This is a genomic window from Micromonospora sp. NPDC126480, assembly GCF_040302465.1.
In the GTDB taxonomy this organism is placed as follows: Bacteria; Actinomycetota; Actinomycetes; order Mycobacteriales; family Micromonosporaceae; genus Micromonospora.
Genome location: NZ_JBEORU010000002.1, coordinates 277,352 through 294,957, shown reverse-complemented (window position 1 = coordinate 294,957; position 17,606 = coordinate 277,352). Strand labels below are relative to the sequence as shown.

Here is a 17,606-nt window from a genome sequence, read left to right as displayed (position 1 = left end):
GTCCCGTGACGGTACGGCGCCGGGTGGCCGTCCCGAGTTTGTCGCCGGGGGGTTCGGGTAGCGGGCCAGCCAGGGCGCAGGAAACGCGGCGTCGCCGCACTACCGCCGGGGAGGACAGGACCGTGACGTGCCGATCGCGCTGGGTGGCACTGCTGGGCAGCGGAGCGATGCTTGTCGCCACCGCCGGCTGCACGGCCGGCGACGGTGACACGGCGACGGCGACGCCGACCGCCGCGTCGACGGCCGCGCCGGTGCCGGGCACCGTCGATCTGCCGCAGATCGTCGCCCGCCTGCAACCGTCAGTCGTCACCGTTCGGGTCGGGCAGGGCCTCGGTTCCGGGGTGGTGTTCCGCGAAGGCGGGTTGATCCTCACCAACGAGCACGTCGTGGGTGACCGGGAGAACGTGGAGATCGCCCTCGCCGACGGCACGCGCGTACCGGCCCGGGTGGTCGCCGCCGACGCCGTCACCGACCTCGCCGTGCTGCGCGCCGAGCGCGCCGACCTGCCGCCCGCCCCGTTCCGCACCGAACTGCCGCCGCCCGGCGAGCCGGTGGTCGCTCTCGGCAGCCCGCTGGGCTTTCTCAACAGCGTCACCGCGGGCATCGTCTCCGGCGTCGGCCGGGAGATCCCCGGTTCGGCGAGCCAGGGCAACGCCCTGGTCGACCTGATCCAGACCGATGCGGCGATCTCGCCCGGCAACTCGGGCGGCGCGCTCGCCGACTACTCCGGGCGGGTGATCGGCATCAACGACGCCTACCTCCCGCCGCAGACCGGCGCGGTGTCCATCGGGTTCGCGATCCCCGCCGCCACCGCCCTGGACATCGCCGACGACCTGCTCGACGACGGCCGCGTCACCCAGCCGTACCTCGGGGTGGCGGTGGCCCGGCTGACCCCGCAGATCGCCCGGTCGCTGAATGCCGGCACTGACCGTGGGGTCCTGGTTCGGGACGTCGACGGAAACGGTCCGTCGGCCGCGGCCGGCCTGCGCCCGGGCGACATCGTCACTCAGGTGGCCGGTGAGCGCACCGACACGCTGGAGGCGTTCCTCGGGGCGCTGCGGTCGGTCGAGCCTGGCCAGCGAGTGCCGGTGACCTACCTGCGCGACGGCGAGACCCGGCAGACCACCGTCACACCGACCGCCGCCACCCGCTGAGGCCGACGCCACGCCCGATCGCACCGTGACCGGGCGGTTTCCACGGAGGCGTGGCGGGCATGCGGACGACCGGGCCCTCCATCCGCGTCCAGGTCGCGCGCCGGCCGCCGCCGGAGGGCGACACCGTCAGCCCGAGGAGGCAAGCATGCCGGACAAGCACGAACAGGCCGAGCAGATGCGCGACGACGTGCCGTCGACCATCGCGCGCTCCGACGACAAGGCGGTACGCACGTACAAGAAGACCCTCGAATCGGCGGAGGACACGTACGGCGACGGGGCCCGCGCCCACCGTGCAGCCTATGCCTCCCTCAAGCACACCCACGAGAAGGTCGGCGACCACTGGGAACCCAAGGAACACAAGGGCCCCTCCGATCCACAGGCCGCGCAGGGAACGCCGGCCTCGGTGCAGCAGCGCCGCGACACCGCCCAGGGAGTCGACGCCAACGCCAGCAAGGGACACCTCGACGACGTGGCCCGCCGGGTCGGGATCGAGAACCCGGAGAACATCGACAAGGGCGACCTGATCGACGAGATCGAGAAGGCCAACGCCCGCGCCACCGCGAAGGCACGCCGCACGTAGCCGGCACGCACGAAGAGGGGGACGACGTTGAGACAGACCAGCCCACCGATGGCACCCAGCAACGAGGCCACCAGGGAACAACTCGACGTGGCCCGCAACCAGGGCAACGCCTACCACCAGGCCATGCAGGCCATGGCCAAGGAAGAAGGAGCCCACACCGCCCAGGCCGGCGACTACCTCATCGGCTTCGTCAACGAAGAAACCGAAGGCATGTACGCCCTCGACGGCGACACCCTCGTCTGGCGCGAGGCCGCCGAAGACGCCAACGTCCACCTCGAGGTCGCCGTCGCCGACGCCGCCGACGGACGGTTCGTCCCCGGCCTCGCCGTGCACCTGGAACTCAGCCGCGACGGCACCCCGGTCCTCGCCACCGACCTGCCGTTCCTGTGGCACCCCTTCCTGCACCACTACGGAACCAACGCCAAGGTCCCCGGCCAAGGCCCCTACCGGGTCACCATTCGCATCGCACCCGCCGGGTTCATGCGCCACGACCCAGTCAACGGCCGCCGCTACGCCCAGCCCGTCGAGGTCCACTTCGACAACGTCACGCTCAACAACGGCCGCAAGCCCAGCCCGGACGCCAAGCCCCGCGGGTCCTCGGCTCCCACCGCCACCGGCGCATAGCCCGCCGACCCCTCGAACAGCCGCGCCGCGTCGGGCAGATGGTGTGGGCGTTTCGGCCGGATCCCGCCGGGGCAGTTCATCCACGATCCGCGACGAACCAGGGAGGCCACGAATCATGACCAAGGGCGACGTCGACACCTACCACGAGGACGGCCAGTGGAAGAACCGGCCCGAGGGCAATCAGCGCGCGAGCAGCGTGCACGACACCAAGGCGGACGCGGAGGCCGCGGGCCGGGAGATGGCGATGAAGCGCGACGCCGAACACGTGATCAAGAAGCAGGACGGCACCATCGGCGAGAAGAACACCTACCCCCGCAGCCGCGACCCCCGCGAAATCAGGGGCTGAGTATCCGGTCGCCGCGAGGCGGTTCCGCAGCTGCCGATGGCCGCTCCCTCGGGAAGCGGCCATCGGCGCGTTGGTCCCGCTCCACCCGGCGTCACTGGTCGAGCAGGACCATGGCGCACCGGCAATCGATCCATCTCAGCGGCGAACGAGGATCTCGTCGAGCGGCTTGCGGTCGATCGCGGGCACCTCGGCGTCCACCGCGGGGTATCCGACGGGAATCACGACGTATCCGCGCTCCTCGCGGGGCCGACCAAGGATGTCGTTGAGGAACCGCATCGGGCTCGGCGTGTGGGTCAGGGACGCCAGACCTGCCTGGTGCAGCGCCGCCAGCAGAAACCCCACGGCGATCCCCACCGACTCCTTGACGTAGTAGGGCTTCGGCGAGGTCGGACCCTTGTGCACCTCGAACACCACGATCAATCCCGGCGCCGTCTCCAGAAACGGCTTGCGCCAGTCCGTGCCCAGCGGCGCCAGCGCGTCCCGCCACTCGTCGGAGACCCGCCGCCGGTAGAAGTCGCGCTCCTCGGCCTCGGCGGCCTCGCGCAACGCACGGCGTACGCCGGGGTCGGTGACCACCACGAACCGCCACGGCTGGAGGTTGGCGCCACTGGGTGCGCTGCCCGCGGCCCGCACGGCCTCCTCGATGACGCCCTCGGGTATCGGGCGGTCGGCGAACTGACGGATGGAGCGTCGGGTCGACAGGTTCGCGGCGAACGCACGGGCCCGGGCCAGCGCCTCGTCGACAGGCACATCGGAGCGGGGAGCAGCCCGCATCGCCACCACTGATCCGTCTGCTGTCATCACGCCAGTGTGCCGGACACCGTCGCCGAAATCCCGCCTGCTCCTCCCACCGCCAGCGCAGACCGGCCACGTGACGTTGAAGTATCAGGCGTATCCGATGCGGCGAGCCGCCGCCGCAGGGTCCGTATGGAGTGGGCGGCGCGGCCGAGCCGCCCGCCGGCGTAGCGCACGCCACCGCAGAACACCCCCTGGGCGACCGCGAGCCAGCTGCACACGCCGCGCTCGACCAACCACAGGGGCGCCAGCACCGCGGTGGCCGGCGGGAAGACCGCCGGACCGCCGGCCTTGCGCCGGCCGGTCTCGGCCACTCCGATGACCGCCGCCGCAGCCGCGGCCAGCAGCCCCGGACGCCGGGCGGCCACCGCCGCCGCCACCCCGGGCAGCACGAGCAGCGCGGCCACCAGCCGCACCGGCTGGGCGAGTTCGTCGTACGCCTGGCGGACGCGCTGGGAGGCGAAGTGTCTCGTGGTGGGAGGCAGGCGCCGGACGTACAGCCCGGCGGGGGCCGCCACGCTGCCGCCGAAGGCTCGCACGGTCCGGATCAGCTCGAGGTTCTCGAAGAGGACGTCCGGGTCGTAGCCACCGGCGGCGAGGAAGACGCTGCGCCGCACCGCGACAGTTCCGGGAAAGTCCGCGCCGATCGCCCGGTTGAGCAGGATCCGACCGGTGTCCCAGGTGGCGTGCCAGGGAAGCGGGTCGAAGTAGTTCTGGGGTCGCACCAGGTCCGCCCGGCGCAGGAGACACCGGACCTCGCGCAGTCCGTCCTCGTCGTAGCGGACGTCGTCGTCGGCGATCACCACGTCCTCGTAGGTGGCCGCCGGGACACCCGTCAGCACGCCGAGCACCTTGCCGTTCCGGCCGGACAGGCTCGGGTCGGGCGGCAGATGCCGGACCAGCGGATGCCACCGCCGGTGGTGGCGGGCGAAGACCTCGGGCGGCGACCCGTCCACCACGATCACCTCCACCCGGGCGGCGAGCCAGCGCAGGTAGTCGGTCAACCGCTCCGGGTCGCTGTCGTCCACCCGCCGGATCGGCAGCACGTACGACATCGGCATCGGTCGCGGCCGGGCGGCGCCGGTCATGCCGAGTCCTCCGCGACCCGTACCGGGCGCAGCGCCGAGCCGTTGCGGAACGCCGCCGGGTCCGGCACCCAGGCCTCGACCACGAACCGACCGCCGGGACGCAGGTGGGCGGCCGCGTTGCGGAAACAGGCCACCTGCGCGGCCTGGTCGGGCAGCGCGAAGACGGTGTTGAAGGCGAGGAGGACCAACGCGAACTCGCCGGGTACGCGGGTGTGGGTGAAGTCCCCCACCGCCACGTCGATCCGGTCGCCGCCCGCCTTGCTCCGCAGGCCCGCCACCATCTCGGGAGAACCCTCGATGCCGGCGACCGTCAGGCCGCGTTCGACAAGCGGAAGCGCCAGGCGCCCGGTGCCGATGCCGAACTTGCAGACCGGCCCGCCGTCGGCCAGCTCGGCCAGGACATCCACGGCGCGGTCCGGAGTCAGATACGCGTAGGTCTCGTCATACACGTCGGCCACGTACCGCCCGTAGGCACTCGCGTCGAACGACAACTCTGCCTCCCGCACGACGATGGTCCTGCCGGTGCCCGTTCGTCGCGCCGCAAACGGGCCGTCGCCGCTCGCGGCTCAGCAGGCCAGGCCGGTCATCAGGCTCGCCGTCTGCGAGCCGGTGGCGCGCTGCGGCTCGTCGACCTGCAGGGTGATCGGCGCGCCGGGACGGCGGGGACGCAGGGAGCTGCGTCCGGCCTGCCAGCTGTTTAGAGTCCAGGCGGCGAAGAGACGGTCCAGCGCCAGGGCGGCGGAAGCCCCGAAGAGCACGTCGGCGGCGAGGTGCGGCTCGACCCGGACCAGCCCGCCGCACATGTCGTGTGCGGCGATCTGCTCGTGCACCGCGTCCGCCTCGACGTGCTCGTCGTAGAAGCGGGTGGCCGCCTCGTCGAGACCGAGACGCCGCAGGCCCCGCCCGTAGCGACGGTTCGGCAGCGACGAGGTCATCTCGTAGGCGGCGAGATGTCCGAGCAGCGCCCCGCGCAACCGGCGGTGCAGCCCGAAAAGCGACATCAGGTTGTTGCCCGCCAGGGTCACCGCGGGCACCGCATCCAGATAGGCCCCGTATCCGGTGTCCAGACCGAGCCGCTCAAGGGTGACGCGGAACAGTTCGGCGTGCATGCGGTCGAGCCGGCCGCCGCCGTACTCGTCGACCTGGATCTCGACCAGAGCGGCCTTCGCCGGGCCGCCCAGCCGCGGCAGGGCCCAGCTGTGCGGGTCCGCCTCTCGAAGGTGGTAGATCGAACGGTGCATGACGAACTCACGGAACTGCTCGTGGGTCGCCCGCCGTTGCAGGTACGCGGAGAGCGCCGGGCCGTCGTCGGCCGCCACCACAGCGGCGAGCGCGGAGGCCATCCGCCCGTCGAGGAGCGGGGGCTGCGGGCCGGCGAGCGCGCGCACGGCCGCCTCGAAGACCGCTTCGGCGCGGCTGCGCAGCGCGATCAGCGACGGCTGCCACTCCCACCGGTCGTCCACCCCGCGCCAACCGCGGTAGTGCAGCTCGTAGCAGAGGAACAGGGTCAGCTGAAGGTCCTCGTCATCGATCGGGTCCACCCCGTCGAACTCGGCGACCAGATCTGCGGGTAGGTCGTGCGGGGCGCACCTGAGCGCGTCGTGCAGCGCCGCGGAAACCGGCCCGCGTGGCTGCGGCAGCGGCGCCGGACCGTAGCGACGGTCACCAGACTCCACCACCCTGGCCTCCCCGCACAGTCGTCCCGCTGCCTGTCCCCGCTCCCGACCGCCACAAACCCGAGGTCCGGCGTCGGTCGGCGCGTACGCGTCCCGGTCGTCTCGATGGTTCACTGCGGCTTCGACGTGCCACGGTCGACGCCGGCACGGAAGTTGATCACCTTGTGGGTGCCGTCGCAGAAGGGCTTGATGGCTGACTTCCCGCACCGGCACAGGGCGATCGTCGCCCGGCCCGGTGCGATGGGCGTGCCCTCCGGTGTGCGTAACTCGAAGTCGCCGCGGACGATCAGCGGTCCGTCCTCGTACGGGGTGATTGTCGACGTCATGCCGCCTGTGGTCCCCCGACTACGGCGATCCAAACTGCGGCCCGCGCGACATCGCACCGGATCAGTCACCTCGACCTCCGACGGGCGGCCCAGCGGCCAGCAGGCCGGAGCCGCGGGGCTGACAGCGACGGACCGGCACCGGCGGAGTCTTGTGGCCCAGTCGGGCCGGGGCCGGTGGGCGCGGTAGCAGCCGGAGGAGTCGGCTGTTACCCCGCTGGGTAGGAACAGGCCCGTGACGCGGGTGGTTGCGGTTGGGAAGAGTTGTCGGGTGAGCAGACTGCGGACGGCCGGGGCGCTCGTGGCGCTGGCTCTGCTGGTGACACTGGCGGGTGGTTGCCGCTCTGGTGGACCGTGGGACACCGGCCGGCCTGCCGAGCGAGGCGGCCCGCACACTGTAGTGGCCGGCCGTGGTGACCTGCGCTCGGCGACTTTCATGCTGGTCGACGGTGCGGACGTGGTGCGGGTGCACACCGCCGAACTTGGCGACGATCTCTATCGGATATCGACGCCTGAGGGTGCGAAGGTCCGCCCGGCGGTGTCCGTTTCCGACGGCTCGGTCATGGCCGGCCTGGCCGCTGCCGACGGCACCGGTCCGGCGCTGGTCGAGGTGGCGCTCAACCACGACGTGCGATGGCGTGTGCGGCTCGGCGGTGGCGCTCGGGAGATGGTGCTCGACCTGCGCAGCGGCCGGGTCGAGGAGGTCGAGTTGACGGCTGGCGCGAGCCGCGCGGAAGTTACCTTGCCGCCGGCTGACGGCACCGTCCGGCTCTCGATGACCGGCGGTGCAAGCCAACTGCTGGTGCACCTTGCCGACGACGCACCCGTGCGGGTGAGCGCCACGGGCGGGGCCAGCCGGGTCAGCGTGGACGGCGTCGACCGCACCGGGGTAGCCGGCGGCACCGTGTTCACGCCGGCCGGCTGGGCCAACGCGACCGACCGGTACGACGTCAACGCCGTCGCGGGGGTCGCCGACCTCACCGTCGGCCGTGTCTGACCCGGCGCGCTAGCTTTGCGCCGTGCGCGGGTATCGGATCGGCGTCCTCGGACGGATCGAGTTGAGCGTCGACGGGGTAGCTGTGTCGCTCGCCCCGCTGCAACGGGCGTTCGTCGCGAGCCTGGCGGCCCACCGGGGACGCATCGTCTCCGTCGACCGTCTGATCGATGGTCTCTGGCCGGTTCATCCGCCCGCAGGAGCGCGTAACCGGATCCAGGCGATCGTCGCCTCGGTTCGGCGCAGTGCGACGTCGGAGCTGATCCTCACCAGATCACCCGGCTACCAGTTGAACGCCTCGGTGGTCGTCGACGCGGCGGAGTTCGTCGCCGAGGTTCAGGGCGCTGCGGCCGTCACCGACGCACGGCATGCGATCGAGCTGCTGGACCGGGCGCTGGCGCGGTGGCGCGACGACGCGTTCGTCGACGTCGGTGCACGGCTGGTCGACTTCGAGCGCGATCGGCTCCGGGAGCTGCGCGAGCACGCGATCGAGCTGCGTGTCGAGGCGTTGCTGTCGCTCGGTCTACATCAGGAGCTGGTGCCCGAGCTGACCACGCTGGTTCGCGATCGGCCGCTGCGGGAACGGCTGCGCGGTCAGCTCATGGTGGCCCTGCACCGCAGCGGCCGGCAGGCCGAGGCGCTCGCCGTCTACCGGAACGGGGCCCGGATCCTCGCCGACGAGCACGGCATCGACCCGGGGCCACAACTACGGCAGCTGCACCGGGAGATCCTCGGCAGCGAGCAGGAGGCGCCCCCACGGGCGTGGGTACGTCCCAACCAGCTCCCCGGCGTCGCCGGCGACTTCGTCGGGCGGGACAAGGAGCTCGGGCTGCTGCTCTCGTTGCTGGGACGGAACCCATCAGCCGCCGGCGTCGCTCAGGTCGTCGTCGTGACCGGACTGGCGGGAACGGGCAAGACCACGCTGGCGCTGCGGGCGGCCCACGAGAGCCGCCATCGCTTCGCAGCCGGATGCCTGTACGCGGATCTGCGCGGCAACACCACGGACCCGGCGCGGCCGGGTGCCGTGCTCGGCGCCTTTCTGCGCGCACTGGGGGTGGCCGGCGAGGCCATTCCCGCAGCGGCCGAGGAACGCGCGGCGCTGTACCGATCCGTGCTGGCCGACCAGCCCATGCTGGTGATGCTGGACAGCGCGGCGGACGCGGCCCAGGTGCGTCCGCTGCTGCCGACCGCCGGCAGCGCCCTCATCACCAGCACCTCGGCGTTGCCCGGGCTGGCGGGCACCGAGGTCGTCGCGCTCGACGTCCTGCCGGTCGACGACGGTCTGGACCTGCTGGCCAGGCTCGCCGGGGCCGAGCGGATCAGCCGGGAGGCCGCGGCGGCCGCCAGCGTCGTGGAGTTGTGCGGCCGCCTGCCGCTGGCGTTGCGCATCGCTGGCGTGCGGCTGGGCGAGCGGGAGGCGATGACCGTGGCGCGGCTGCGTGACCGGCTGCGCGACGAGCGGCGCCGCCTCGACGAGCTGTCGCTCGATGGGCTCGACGTGCGTACCAGCTTCACCGTTGGGTTCGAGCGGTTGCCGCCGTCGGCCGCGCGGTTGCTCGCGCTGCTCAGTCGTACCTCGTTGCGCGGCTTCGGCATGTGGGACGAGACCACCGAACCGCTGCTGGAGCAGTTGTGCCGATCTCACCTCCTGACCGCCGACCCCGACGGCAGGGTACGCATGCACGACCTCGTCCGCCTGCACGCCCGGGAGCGCACCGGGGTCACCGCCGAGGAGCTGCACGCCTGGTACGCCCGACTGCACGCCTACGCCGAACGCGCCGACGCGTCACTGCCCTGTAAGGCCCTGCCGGTAGCGAACGGTGAGCGTATGATCGACGCCGGTGAAGCCGTCGACTGGTTCGAGGCGGAACTGGAGAACCTGGTCGCGGCCGTGCGGGACCTGCTGGGGCTGGGTGCGGTCGACCTGGCCGGACGGCTGGCCTGCACGATGGGCAACTTCGCGCTTATGCGCAGCCAGCACCTGCCCGAGTTCGTCGACTGCCTGCGCGGCGTGCTGGACCGCCACACCGAGCTTCCGGCGCCGACCCGGATGTCGCTGCGGCTGCACTTGGGCACGGCGTTCCGAATGTTGAACCGGCACGCCGAGGCGGTGCCGCTGCTACGCGCGGCGCACCGGGACAGCCGCGGGTCGCTGGTGGCACACCGGCTCGTAGCGTTGCAGGGCTACTCGCTGTGCTGCCGTCAGCTCGGCCGGTTGCGGGAGGCGGACGCCGCGCTGCTGCTGATGGTGCGATTGTGCGCCGCGCACTGGCCGGTCGGCCCGGCCGGCGGGCACGTGCTGCTGACTCTGGGCATGCAGTACGGGCAGTACCAGCACACCTCGCCGTTCGCCCACGCCTGTTTCACCGGGGCCCTGCGGATCTTCAAGGAGGCCGGCGACCGCTGGGGCGAGGCCCTCGCGCGGGAGAGCATCGGGCTGCTGTACCGGCATGCCGAGCGGTGGCCGCAGGCCCTGGAACACCTGCGGCAGGCGGTGGACACCGCTCGCCGGCTCGGTGACCGGATGAGCGTGACAACCGCCGAGCAGGCGCTGGCCGCGACCCATCTCGCCGCTGGCGACAGCGACTCCGCCCGCCGGCTGCTGAGCCGTACGGTGCCGGCATTTCGCGAGATGCGCCACGAGTGGGGCGAGGCGATCTCCCGCCGGCTGCTCGGCAAAGCCCACCTTGAGGAGGGCGACGCGGATCGGGCGGTGGCCGAACTGGAAGGTTCGGTGGCGATGCTACGCGGCATCGGGCAGCCGTTTCCGCTCGCGAACTCGCTGAGCCTGCTGGCGCGTGCCCAGGCCACCGTCGGCCGACACAACCGGGCCGTCGCGCTGGGCGAGGAGGCGCTTCGCATCTTCGAGCACTTCGACGCCGCGTACGCCGATGACCTGCGCGGATGGCTGGCACGTTGGCGCAGCGCAGCGCAGCCGCAGTAGAAGCGCAGAGCGCGCGCAGCGGCGGTCAGCACAGTGATGGGCAACCACTCACAAAGGAGGTCTGCCCATGGCCAGGATCATCACCCGCGTCGGCGACGCCGTCCTCGGCAAGGTGCTCGGGCACGAAGAGGCCGGCGCCTGCGTGCCGGAACACGGTCAGGCTTGTTCGTGCGTCGCGTCCGACGGCTACTGCTCGGGCGGCAGCTACTTCCGCCGTTACCGGCAGGGCTACTACAACTGCAACGGCGCTTGCGTGACGTCGACATCGCGGCCGGTCTGCTACGTCAAGAAGGCCGGCGCCTGCTGACCTGTTTCCCGCTGGGGGCCGCGCCGACCGGTGCGGCCCCCGCCCCTCCGACTTGCCGAGGAGTTCCCATGCCGGGTTTCGCCTACGCCGCCATCACCGTCGTCGGCGCGGTCGCCGTACTCAACCTCGTCCTGACTCTGGCTCTGGCCCGGCGGCTACGCGAGGCGCGGACCGGCCACGCCCACGATGGCGAGCCCGTCCCGCAGGTGCTGCCCGCCGCCGGCCTGGATGTCAGCGGTTTCCCGCACGCCGGGCTGGCCTCGGGTCGGCGCACGGTGGTCATGCTGACCCCGACCTGCCCGCCGTGCCAGACCCTCCTGGACGCCCTCACCGCCGACGCGGTGCGCTACCGCCACGACACTCTCGTCCTCATGGTCGGCACGCCGGAGGAGACGGCGTCCATGGCGCCACGCCTGACCGGTTTCGACACCGCGACCATCACCGAAGCCCTCGCCGAGCGGGAGTTCCAGGTCAGGGGGTTTCCCGCCGTACTGTCGGTCGTCGACGGTGTCGTCGTCGACGCCGATCACCAGCTTCCGGTCCTGGTTTGACGGTGGCCACGCTGCGAGCCGCCCTGCGACTGGGTTACGCCGACCCGAAGGCGCTCACCGCCATGGTCGTCCTCGTTCTCGTCGGGGCGGCGCCACCGCTCGGCGTCGCGTGGTTCATGAAGCTGCTGTTCGACGAGGTCAGCAGGGGCCGCTCGGCCAGCCCGTCGGCCGCGACCTGGTACGCCGTGGCGATCGCCGTGCTGGGCGCCCTCGCGGTGATCGCCAACCGTCTGTCCGGTTACTTCACCATGGCGTTGCAGCACGCGATCACCATCGCCGCCGATGTGCGGCTGTACCGGAAGCTGAACGGATTTCTCGGGCTCGGCCCCTTCGAGCAGCCGGCACTGCGCGACCGGCTGACGCTGGCCCAGCAGGCCGCCGACCAGGCGCCGTACGCGATCGTCATGTTCACGGTCAGCGTGGCCCAGAGCGTCGTCACCATCGGCGGCTTCGCCGCGATCCTGGCCTCTCTCTGGCCACCGGCCGGCCTGCTCCTGCTCGCCGTGGCCGTGCCCGAGTTCCTCATTCAACTGCGGCTGTCCCGGCGGGCCGCGCGGGCCGTGGAGGACAGCGCCAGCCTGTTCCGGGCCCGGTTCCTGTTCCAGACCGTGCTGACCGACCTGCGCGCCGCCCGGGAGGTCCGCCTGTTCCACCTCGGCCGGTTCTTCCACGACCGGCTCACCGGTGCGGTGCGGGCGGCCGCCCGGATCGAGTTGACCGCCGCGCGGCACGCCACCGTGGTGCAGACCTGCTGGGCGCTGGCCGGTGCCGCGGTGACCCTCACTGCGACGGTGATCGCGGTGAACGCCGCGGTCCGCGGCCGGCTCAGCCTCGGCGATCTCACCCTCCTGCTGGCCTCGTTCGCCGCGGCGCACAACGGTTTGGCCGGTGTCGCTGGTCAACTCGGTGAGGCCGGCACGGCGATGCGGCTGTTCAGGCACTACGTCGCCGTTCTCGGCACTCCCGCCGACCTGCCCGACGGGACTCTGCCGGCACCGCCGCTGCGCACCGGAATCCGGTTCGAGGACGTCTGGTTCCGCTACGACGAGAACGGCCCCTGGATCCTCCAGGGCGTCGACCTTACGATCACCGCCGGTGAGGCCGTCGGACTCGTCGGCCTCAACGGCGCCGGCAAGAGCACCCTGGTCAAGCTGCTCTGCCGGTTCTACGACCCGGACCGCGGGCGGATCACCTGGAACGGCGTGGACCTGCGCGAGCTACGGGTCGAGACGCTGCGCCGGCGGATGGGCGCCGTGTTCCAGGACTTCATGTGCTACGACCTCACGGCAGCGGAGAACATCGGCATCGGCCGGCTGCCGCCCACCGCCGAGCAGATCGAGGACGCCGCGGTCCGCGCCGAGATCCACGACCGCCTGCGCGCCCTCCCCCACGGATATGCCACGTTGCTCAGCCGTACCTTCGCCGGACACGACGGCGAGCCCGGGGTGACGCTCTCCGGCGGGCAGTGGCAGCGGGTCGCGCTCGCCCGGTCGCTGATGCGCCCCGACGCCGACCTGCTGATCCTCGACGAGCCGAGCTCCGGGCTCGACGCCGACGCCGAGACCCGCGTGCACACGTCACTGGCCCGCATCCGCCACGGGCGCACCGGGCTGCTCATCTCTCACCGGCTGAGCACCCTGCGCGACGCGCGGCGCATCGTCGTGCTCGACGCCGGACGGATCACCGAGTCCGGCGCTCACGACGAACTGATGGCAGCCGGCGGTGAGTACGCGCGGCTGTTCCGCCTGCAGGCCGAGGGCTACCAACTGGCTGTGTCATGACCGGTTGGCTGCGCCGCCGCTGGCGGCTGGTGGTCGTACGCGGAGACAGCATGGCCCCGACGCTGCGCGACGGCGACCGGCTGGTCGTCCGCGTCGGGCGGGCACCAGCCGCCGGCGACCTCGTCGTCTTCCGGGCCCGCGACGTCGTTGCGAGCACCGACCTGACGTGGATGGTCAAACGCGTGCAGCGGGTCGAACCGGACGGCGCCGTGACCGTCCGCGGGGACAACGCCAACAGCCAGGATTCGCGGCACTTCGGGACGGTGCCACGCGCGGCGGTCCTCGGCGTGGCCAACAGGAGGCGATGAGGATGTATGTCGAGATCGCGTGCCGGGTGCTGCTCGGCACGGTCCTACTGGCGGCCGCGATCGGCAAGGTCTCCGGGCGGGTCGCCTTCGGCGAGTTCACCCGATCGGTGCGTGACATGGGCTACCGGCCAGCCGGCCCGCTCGCCGCGGCCGTGGTCGTCGCGGAGTTCGCCGTCGTCGTCATGCTGGCGGTGTACCCGGCGGCCGGCTTCATCGCCGCCGCCGCCCTGCTGCTGGCCTTCACCGCCGCCGTCGTCGTGAACCTGCGGCGGGGCGGCGCCACCTGCCGCTGTTTCGGCCGCACCCCTGCGCCTCTGGGCAGGCACCACGTGTGGCGCAACGCTCTCCTCGTCGGCTGCGCCGCCGTCGGCGTGCTCGCGCCGACCGGACCCGAACGCCCGGGCGAGGCGCTCCCCGCCGTCGCGGCGGCCCTGGTCGCGGGCGTGCTGGTCGTCATGCTCGACGATCTGCGTTACCTGTTCAGCGCCTCCGACCGAGCATGACCCTCTGCCGCCCGCCGAGCCTTCGCCGCTGCTGCCGAGGTGGGGCCGCACCAACACGGACGGGTGACGCCGACGCGGTTGACCGGCAACGCCTTCACCGCCGAATTGCGGGATACCCTTCGTTCAGGCCGCGGAGTACCGGCACGTCAAGCCCGCGGTCACGTCGGGGCCGTGTCATGGCACATGCTGCGGTACGCGTTGACGCAACGACGCGTGCAGGCGCGGCGCGAGGCTGCGCGCGTACGTTGCGGTGAGGTGGTGCCCGTCCCGATAGACCAACACCCCGTCGATCACCGCGGCACACTGCTCGGCGGGGCAGATCGCGTCGTTGAGGTCGACCAGGTGCACGTCGGGCAGTGCGGCCGCGGCGCGCTCCTGAGGCAAACCACCGGCCAGGGCCCTCTGCCGAGGCCGGGCGCAGGCGGTGAGGCGCTCGCGGTTTGCCGAAACGCACTCGGCCATATCGGTGTTGAAGGCCGGGGTGTCCCGGATGACGACCAACGGCAGCCCGGCCCGGGTGAGTTCCGACCAGGTGTCCACCAGCGCCGCCGTCTGTGCATCCGCCGTCGCCGGCCCGGGTGCCGGTGTGCGGCCGTTGACGAGCGGTATCTGGGTCACGCTGGAGACGATCAGCAGTCGGGGTCGCCGCTGACCGGTGAGTGCGGTCCGAAGCCGCTCATTCCACTTCGTGCAGCTCTCGTCCGGCCGGCCGGCGATGGTGATCGGCGTCGCCAGGAAGGAACACGTGGTCTTGATGTACGTGACCAGACGCCAGCCGCGCTCCGCCGCGATGCTCTGCAGGGCTGGCACCCAGTGCGCCGCATGGGAGTCTCCGGCCAGCGCCACCTCCACCGTCGAGTCGCGGTCGCCGTAGACACAGCTGCGCAGGATTGATTCCTGCGCCTGGGTGATGCAGCCGTCCCGATAGACGTCGGGTAGGTCGGCGCGGGCGGCGAGCGGGTCGGGTGTGATCCGGTCGAACCGGTCCACCGGAGCAGCTCTGTTGTTCGTGCGGGGTGACGCGCTCACCGCGGCGGCACCGGCGATCTGCGGCGCGGCCGGAACAGCGGACGCTGGCGGCCGGACCGCTAGTTGAAGCCCGATCCCGGCAAGAATCGAGACGCAGGTGGCGACCATTCCCATTCGCACAGTGCGGGCTGTGGACAGCCGTGCGTGCCGGAGCGGATTCTCCACCAGGTGATAGGTGAGTACGGCCGGAATCGCGGAACAGAGGATCATCATGAGCCCGGCATTGATCCCTAGCGGACCCCATCGCGCCTCCGCCAGGACCAGCAGCGGCCAGTGCCATAGATACCACGAGTACGAAACGACGCCGGCCGCGCGCAACGGCCGCATCTCGAGCAGCAGTGCGGGCCCGTGCTGTCCGGCACCCGGACCGGCCGCGATGACGGCGACGGCGCCGAGTGTGGGCAGTAGCGCGAGATAGCCCGGGTAGAGCGCCGTTTCCGGCCGGATCAGCGCGGCGGCGAGCGCGATCATGCCCATGCCGGTCCAGCCAATCGCGACCGCGGCCGGGCCGGGCAGTCGGGACAGGTGCCGGCCCAGCAGCGCCAGCCCGGCACCGAGTGCCAGCTCCCACACCCGGGTGCTTGTGACGAGATACGCTCGGGCGGGGTCATGTTGACTCAGGTGTACCGACCAGGCCAGCGACGGAACGCCGACCAGGGCGATGGCGACGGCCAACCGCACCGACATCACGTCGGCGTGTACGTGGGCCGACCGGGTCCGCGCTGGCCGCTCACTCGATCGCCGCGCGCGGGTGGCCCGGCCCCGGCGGCGGCCAACTTTTACCGCAACTATCAGGAGCAGCGGCCAGAGCAGATAGAACTGCTCCTCCACCGCGAGCGACCAGAAGTGCTGCAGGATGCTCGGCGCCTCGTCGGAACGCAGGTAGTCGGTCGACTGCTCAACCAGGCGCCAGTTCATCACGTACAGCGTGCTGGCCAGCGCATCCCGGGCGGTCTCCGACCACCGGATCGGGGGCAGGAAGAGGTACGTGAGCAGCAGGCTCGCCACGACGACCACGGTGGCGGCCGGCAGCAGACGCTTGGCGCGCCGCAGGTAGAAGCCGGTGAGAGATATTCTCCCAGTTCGGCGCAGTTCGTCGACGAGGAGACCGGTGATCAGGAAGCCCGAGATCACGAAGAAGACGTCGACGGCCACGAAGGCACCGGGCAGGGCGGGCACGCCGGCGTGACCGAGCAGCACCAGCACGAGGGCGAGCCCACGCAGTCCTTCGATGTCGTCGCGGTACCGGCCTGCCAGCACGGTCTCGTCTCGGCTCGCCGTTCCTCCCCGTGCGACGGGGTCACGAGTCGCTTGATCAAGCACGGGCGATCTTTCCTAACCAGCGCTTCCGGCACGGGTACGGGTGGACGCCACGCCGTGGTCCGTTCGCGTTCCGAATGTTGTCAACGTGTGCCGGCCGTCTGGCCGGCAACCCGTGAGCGCGTAGCCGGCGAAGTTGATCGGTGGGGTACGGGAATCCGGCGGGCCGGCGCCAGGTGGAGCAGATTCGATATCGCTGTGATGGCTCGTTGGCTCGCCCGCCCGTCGCCGAACGGCGAGGCACGAGTGTTGTCCGGCGGTGAGCCCAGCAGGGTGATGGCAGCCTCCTCGATGCGGCGCGGATCGGTGCCGGTAAGGCAACCGAGGCCGCTCTGGACGGCCTCGGGCCGCTCGGTGGTGTCGCGAGTGACGACGACGGGCACGCCGAGGGTGGCGGCTTCCTCCTGAAGTCCTCCGGAGTCGGTGATGACGAGGCTGGCGGTGTCGAGCAGCCCGATCATTTGGGGATAGGACAGTGGGGGTGTGATGCGGGCGTTGGGCACGTGCCGGAGCCCGTCGGTGAGGTGCTCGCGCAGCTGGGGGTTGGGATGAGCGACCATGACCAGCTCGATGTCCGGGCAGCGGTGGGCGATCCGGGCCAGGCCGGCGACGGCGTCTCTGATGCCCTGTCCCCAGTTCTCGCGTCGGTGCAGGGTGGCCACGACGGTCCTGCGCTGTGGGTCGGTCCAGTCCGGCGGCTGCGCTGCTCCCGAGCGCAATAGAAGCTGGAGGGCGTCGACGACGGTGTTGCCGGTGACGATGACGGTGTCCGGGTCGATGCCCTCGTCGAGGAGGTTGTGTCGGGCCTGATCGGTAGGGGCCAGGTGCAGGGCTGCGAAGCGGGCGATCATCGCCCGATTCGCTTCCTCCGGGAACGGTTGGTCGAGGTTGCCGGTGCGTAGACCCGCTTCGAGGTGTACGACGGGGACCCGGTTCCAGAACGCCACCATGCCGCCGACCAAGGCGGTGGTGGTGTCCCCCTGCACCACCACCGCCGCTGGTCGACGTTCACCGATGACCTGGTCGATACCGGCGGTCAGCGCGGCGGCTAGCTCCGCGAGGGAGCCGGTGTTCCGCTGCGGTCGGAGGGTGACGTTCGGGATCAGGCCGAACGGTGCCAGCGCCTCGCTGACGCGCCCCGGTTGTTGACCGGTATCGACGACGGTGACGGTGAATCGTGAGTCGAGACAGAGCAGACGCGCCAGGGGTGCTGTCTTGACTCCTTCAGGACGGGTGCCGCAGAGCAGCATGATGTCCGATGCGCCCGTTCTGTCTCGACTCAT

At 71.5% G+C, this 17,606-nt stretch carries 18 protein-coding genes; 11 read left to right on the top strand and 7 right to left on the bottom strand.

Annotation, left to right across the window (positions count from 1 at the left end; translation table 11 throughout):
- Positions 1-122: 122 nt before the first annotated feature.
- The 4 genes from ABTW87_RS02985 to ABTW87_RS02970 all read left to right on the top strand — a co-directional run bounded on the left by ABTW87_RS02985 (position 123) and on the right by ABTW87_RS02970 (position 2,704).
- Positions 123-1,154 carry a S1C family serine protease gene (locus ABTW87_RS02985; RefSeq protein WP_350647933.1) on the top strand — a complete coding sequence of 344 codons (1,032 nt, stop codon included), beginning with the start codon at positions 123-125 and terminating at the stop codon, positions 1,152-1,154.
- A 145-nt stretch (positions 1,155-1,299) separates the two neighbouring features.
- Entirely contained in the window at positions 1,300-1,734 is a 435-nt protein-coding gene (locus tag ABTW87_RS02980; RefSeq protein WP_350647932.1) for a ChaB family protein, read from the top strand.
- Positions 1,735-1,782: 48 nt separating this feature from the next.
- Positions 1,783-2,358: an iron transporter gene (locus ABTW87_RS02975; RefSeq protein WP_350647931.1), complete on the top strand. Its 576-nt coding sequence runs from the start codon at positions 1,783-1,785 to the stop codon at positions 2,356-2,358.
- 115 nt (positions 2,359-2,473) lie between these two features.
- Positions 2,474-2,704, top strand: coding sequence for a DUF2188 domain-containing protein (locus ABTW87_RS02970; protein ID WP_350647930.1), 231 nt, complete (start codon positions 2,474-2,476; stop codon positions 2,702-2,704).
- Positions 2,705-2,839: 135 nt separating this feature from the next.
- Here the strand turns inward: ABTW87_RS02970 and ABTW87_RS02965 are convergent, their stop codons facing one another.
- The 5 genes from ABTW87_RS02965 to ABTW87_RS02945 all read right to left on the bottom strand — a co-directional run bounded on the left by ABTW87_RS02965 (position 2,840) and on the right by ABTW87_RS02945 (position 6,589).
- Entirely contained in the window at positions 2,840-3,478 is a 639-nt protein-coding gene (locus ABTW87_RS02965; RefSeq protein ID WP_350648055.1) for a nitroreductase family protein, read from the bottom strand.
- A 26-nt stretch (positions 3,479-3,504) separates the two neighbouring features.
- Positions 3,505-4,587 (bottom strand): glycosyltransferase family 2 protein, encoded by a 1,083-nt coding sequence (locus ABTW87_RS02960; RefSeq protein ID WP_350647928.1) that lies wholly within the window; start codon positions 4,585-4,587, stop codon positions 3,505-3,507.
- Complete coding sequence (locus tag ABTW87_RS02955) at positions 4,584-5,093, bottom strand: class I SAM-dependent DNA methyltransferase (protein WP_350647926.1); 510 nt, start codon at positions 5,091-5,093, stop codon at positions 4,584-4,586. Before ABTW87_RS02955 ends, ABTW87_RS02960 begins: the two co-directional genes overlap by 4 nt.
- A gap of 60 nt (positions 5,094-5,153) precedes the next feature.
- Entirely contained in the window at positions 5,154-6,266 is a 1,113-nt protein-coding gene (locus ABTW87_RS02950) for an iron-containing redox enzyme family protein (RefSeq protein WP_350647924.1), read from the bottom strand.
- A gap of 107 nt (positions 6,267-6,373) precedes the next feature.
- Positions 6,374-6,589, bottom strand: a complete 216-nt coding sequence (locus ABTW87_RS02945) for a CDGSH iron-sulfur domain-containing protein (protein WP_350647923.1) — start codon at positions 6,587-6,589, stop codon at positions 6,374-6,376.
- A 268-nt stretch (positions 6,590-6,857) separates the two neighbouring features.
- On the opposite strand from ABTW87_RS02945, the gene ABTW87_RS02940 reads away from it, so the two are divergent.
- From ABTW87_RS02940 to ABTW87_RS02910, 7 genes are all read left to right on the top strand, one after another.
- On the top strand, positions 6,858-7,583 hold the full coding sequence (locus ABTW87_RS02940; protein WP_350647921.1) for a hypothetical protein: 726 nt from the start codon (positions 6,858-6,860) through the stop codon (positions 7,581-7,583).
- A 22-nt stretch (positions 7,584-7,605) separates the two neighbouring features.
- Complete coding sequence (locus ABTW87_RS02935; protein ID WP_350647919.1) at positions 7,606-10,524, top strand: AfsR/SARP family transcriptional regulator; 2,919 nt, start codon at positions 7,606-7,608, stop codon at positions 10,522-10,524.
- 67 nt (positions 10,525-10,591) lie between these two features.
- Positions 10,592-10,831, top strand: a complete 240-nt coding sequence (locus ABTW87_RS02930; protein ID WP_350647918.1) for a hypothetical protein — start codon at positions 10,592-10,594, stop codon at positions 10,829-10,831.
- Positions 10,832-10,899: 68 nt separating this feature from the next.
- Positions 10,900-11,382, top strand: coding sequence for a thioredoxin domain-containing protein (locus ABTW87_RS02925; RefSeq protein ID WP_350647916.1), 483 nt, complete (start codon positions 10,900-10,902; stop codon positions 11,380-11,382).
- A gap of 2 nt (positions 11,383-11,384) precedes the next feature.
- Positions 11,385-13,163, top strand: coding sequence for an ABC transporter ATP-binding protein (locus ABTW87_RS02920; protein WP_350647914.1), 1,779 nt, complete (start codon positions 11,385-11,387; stop codon positions 13,161-13,163).
- Positions 13,160-13,471, top strand: a complete 312-nt coding sequence (locus ABTW87_RS02915) for a S24/S26 family peptidase (protein WP_350647913.1) — start codon at positions 13,160-13,162, stop codon at positions 13,469-13,471. Before ABTW87_RS02920 ends, ABTW87_RS02915 begins: the two co-directional genes overlap by 4 nt.
- Positions 13,472-13,473: 2 nt before the next feature.
- Positions 13,474-13,974 carry a MauE/DoxX family redox-associated membrane protein gene (locus tag ABTW87_RS02910; protein WP_350647911.1) on the top strand — a complete coding sequence of 167 codons (501 nt, stop codon included), beginning with the start codon at positions 13,474-13,476 and terminating at the stop codon, positions 13,972-13,974.
- 174 nt (positions 13,975-14,148) lie between these two features.
- Here the strand turns inward: ABTW87_RS02910 and ABTW87_RS02905 are convergent, their stop codons facing one another.
- On the bottom strand, positions 14,149-16,263 hold the full coding sequence (locus tag ABTW87_RS02905) for an acyltransferase family protein (RefSeq protein ID WP_350647909.1): 2,115 nt from the start codon (positions 16,261-16,263) through the stop codon (positions 14,149-14,151).
- A gap of 143 nt (positions 16,264-16,406) precedes the next feature.
- Positions 16,407-17,606 carry a non-hydrolyzing UDP-N-acetylglucosamine 2-epimerase gene (gene wecB / locus ABTW87_RS02900; protein WP_350647907.1) on the bottom strand — a complete coding sequence of 400 codons (1,200 nt, stop codon included), beginning with the start codon at positions 17,604-17,606 and terminating at the stop codon, positions 16,407-16,409.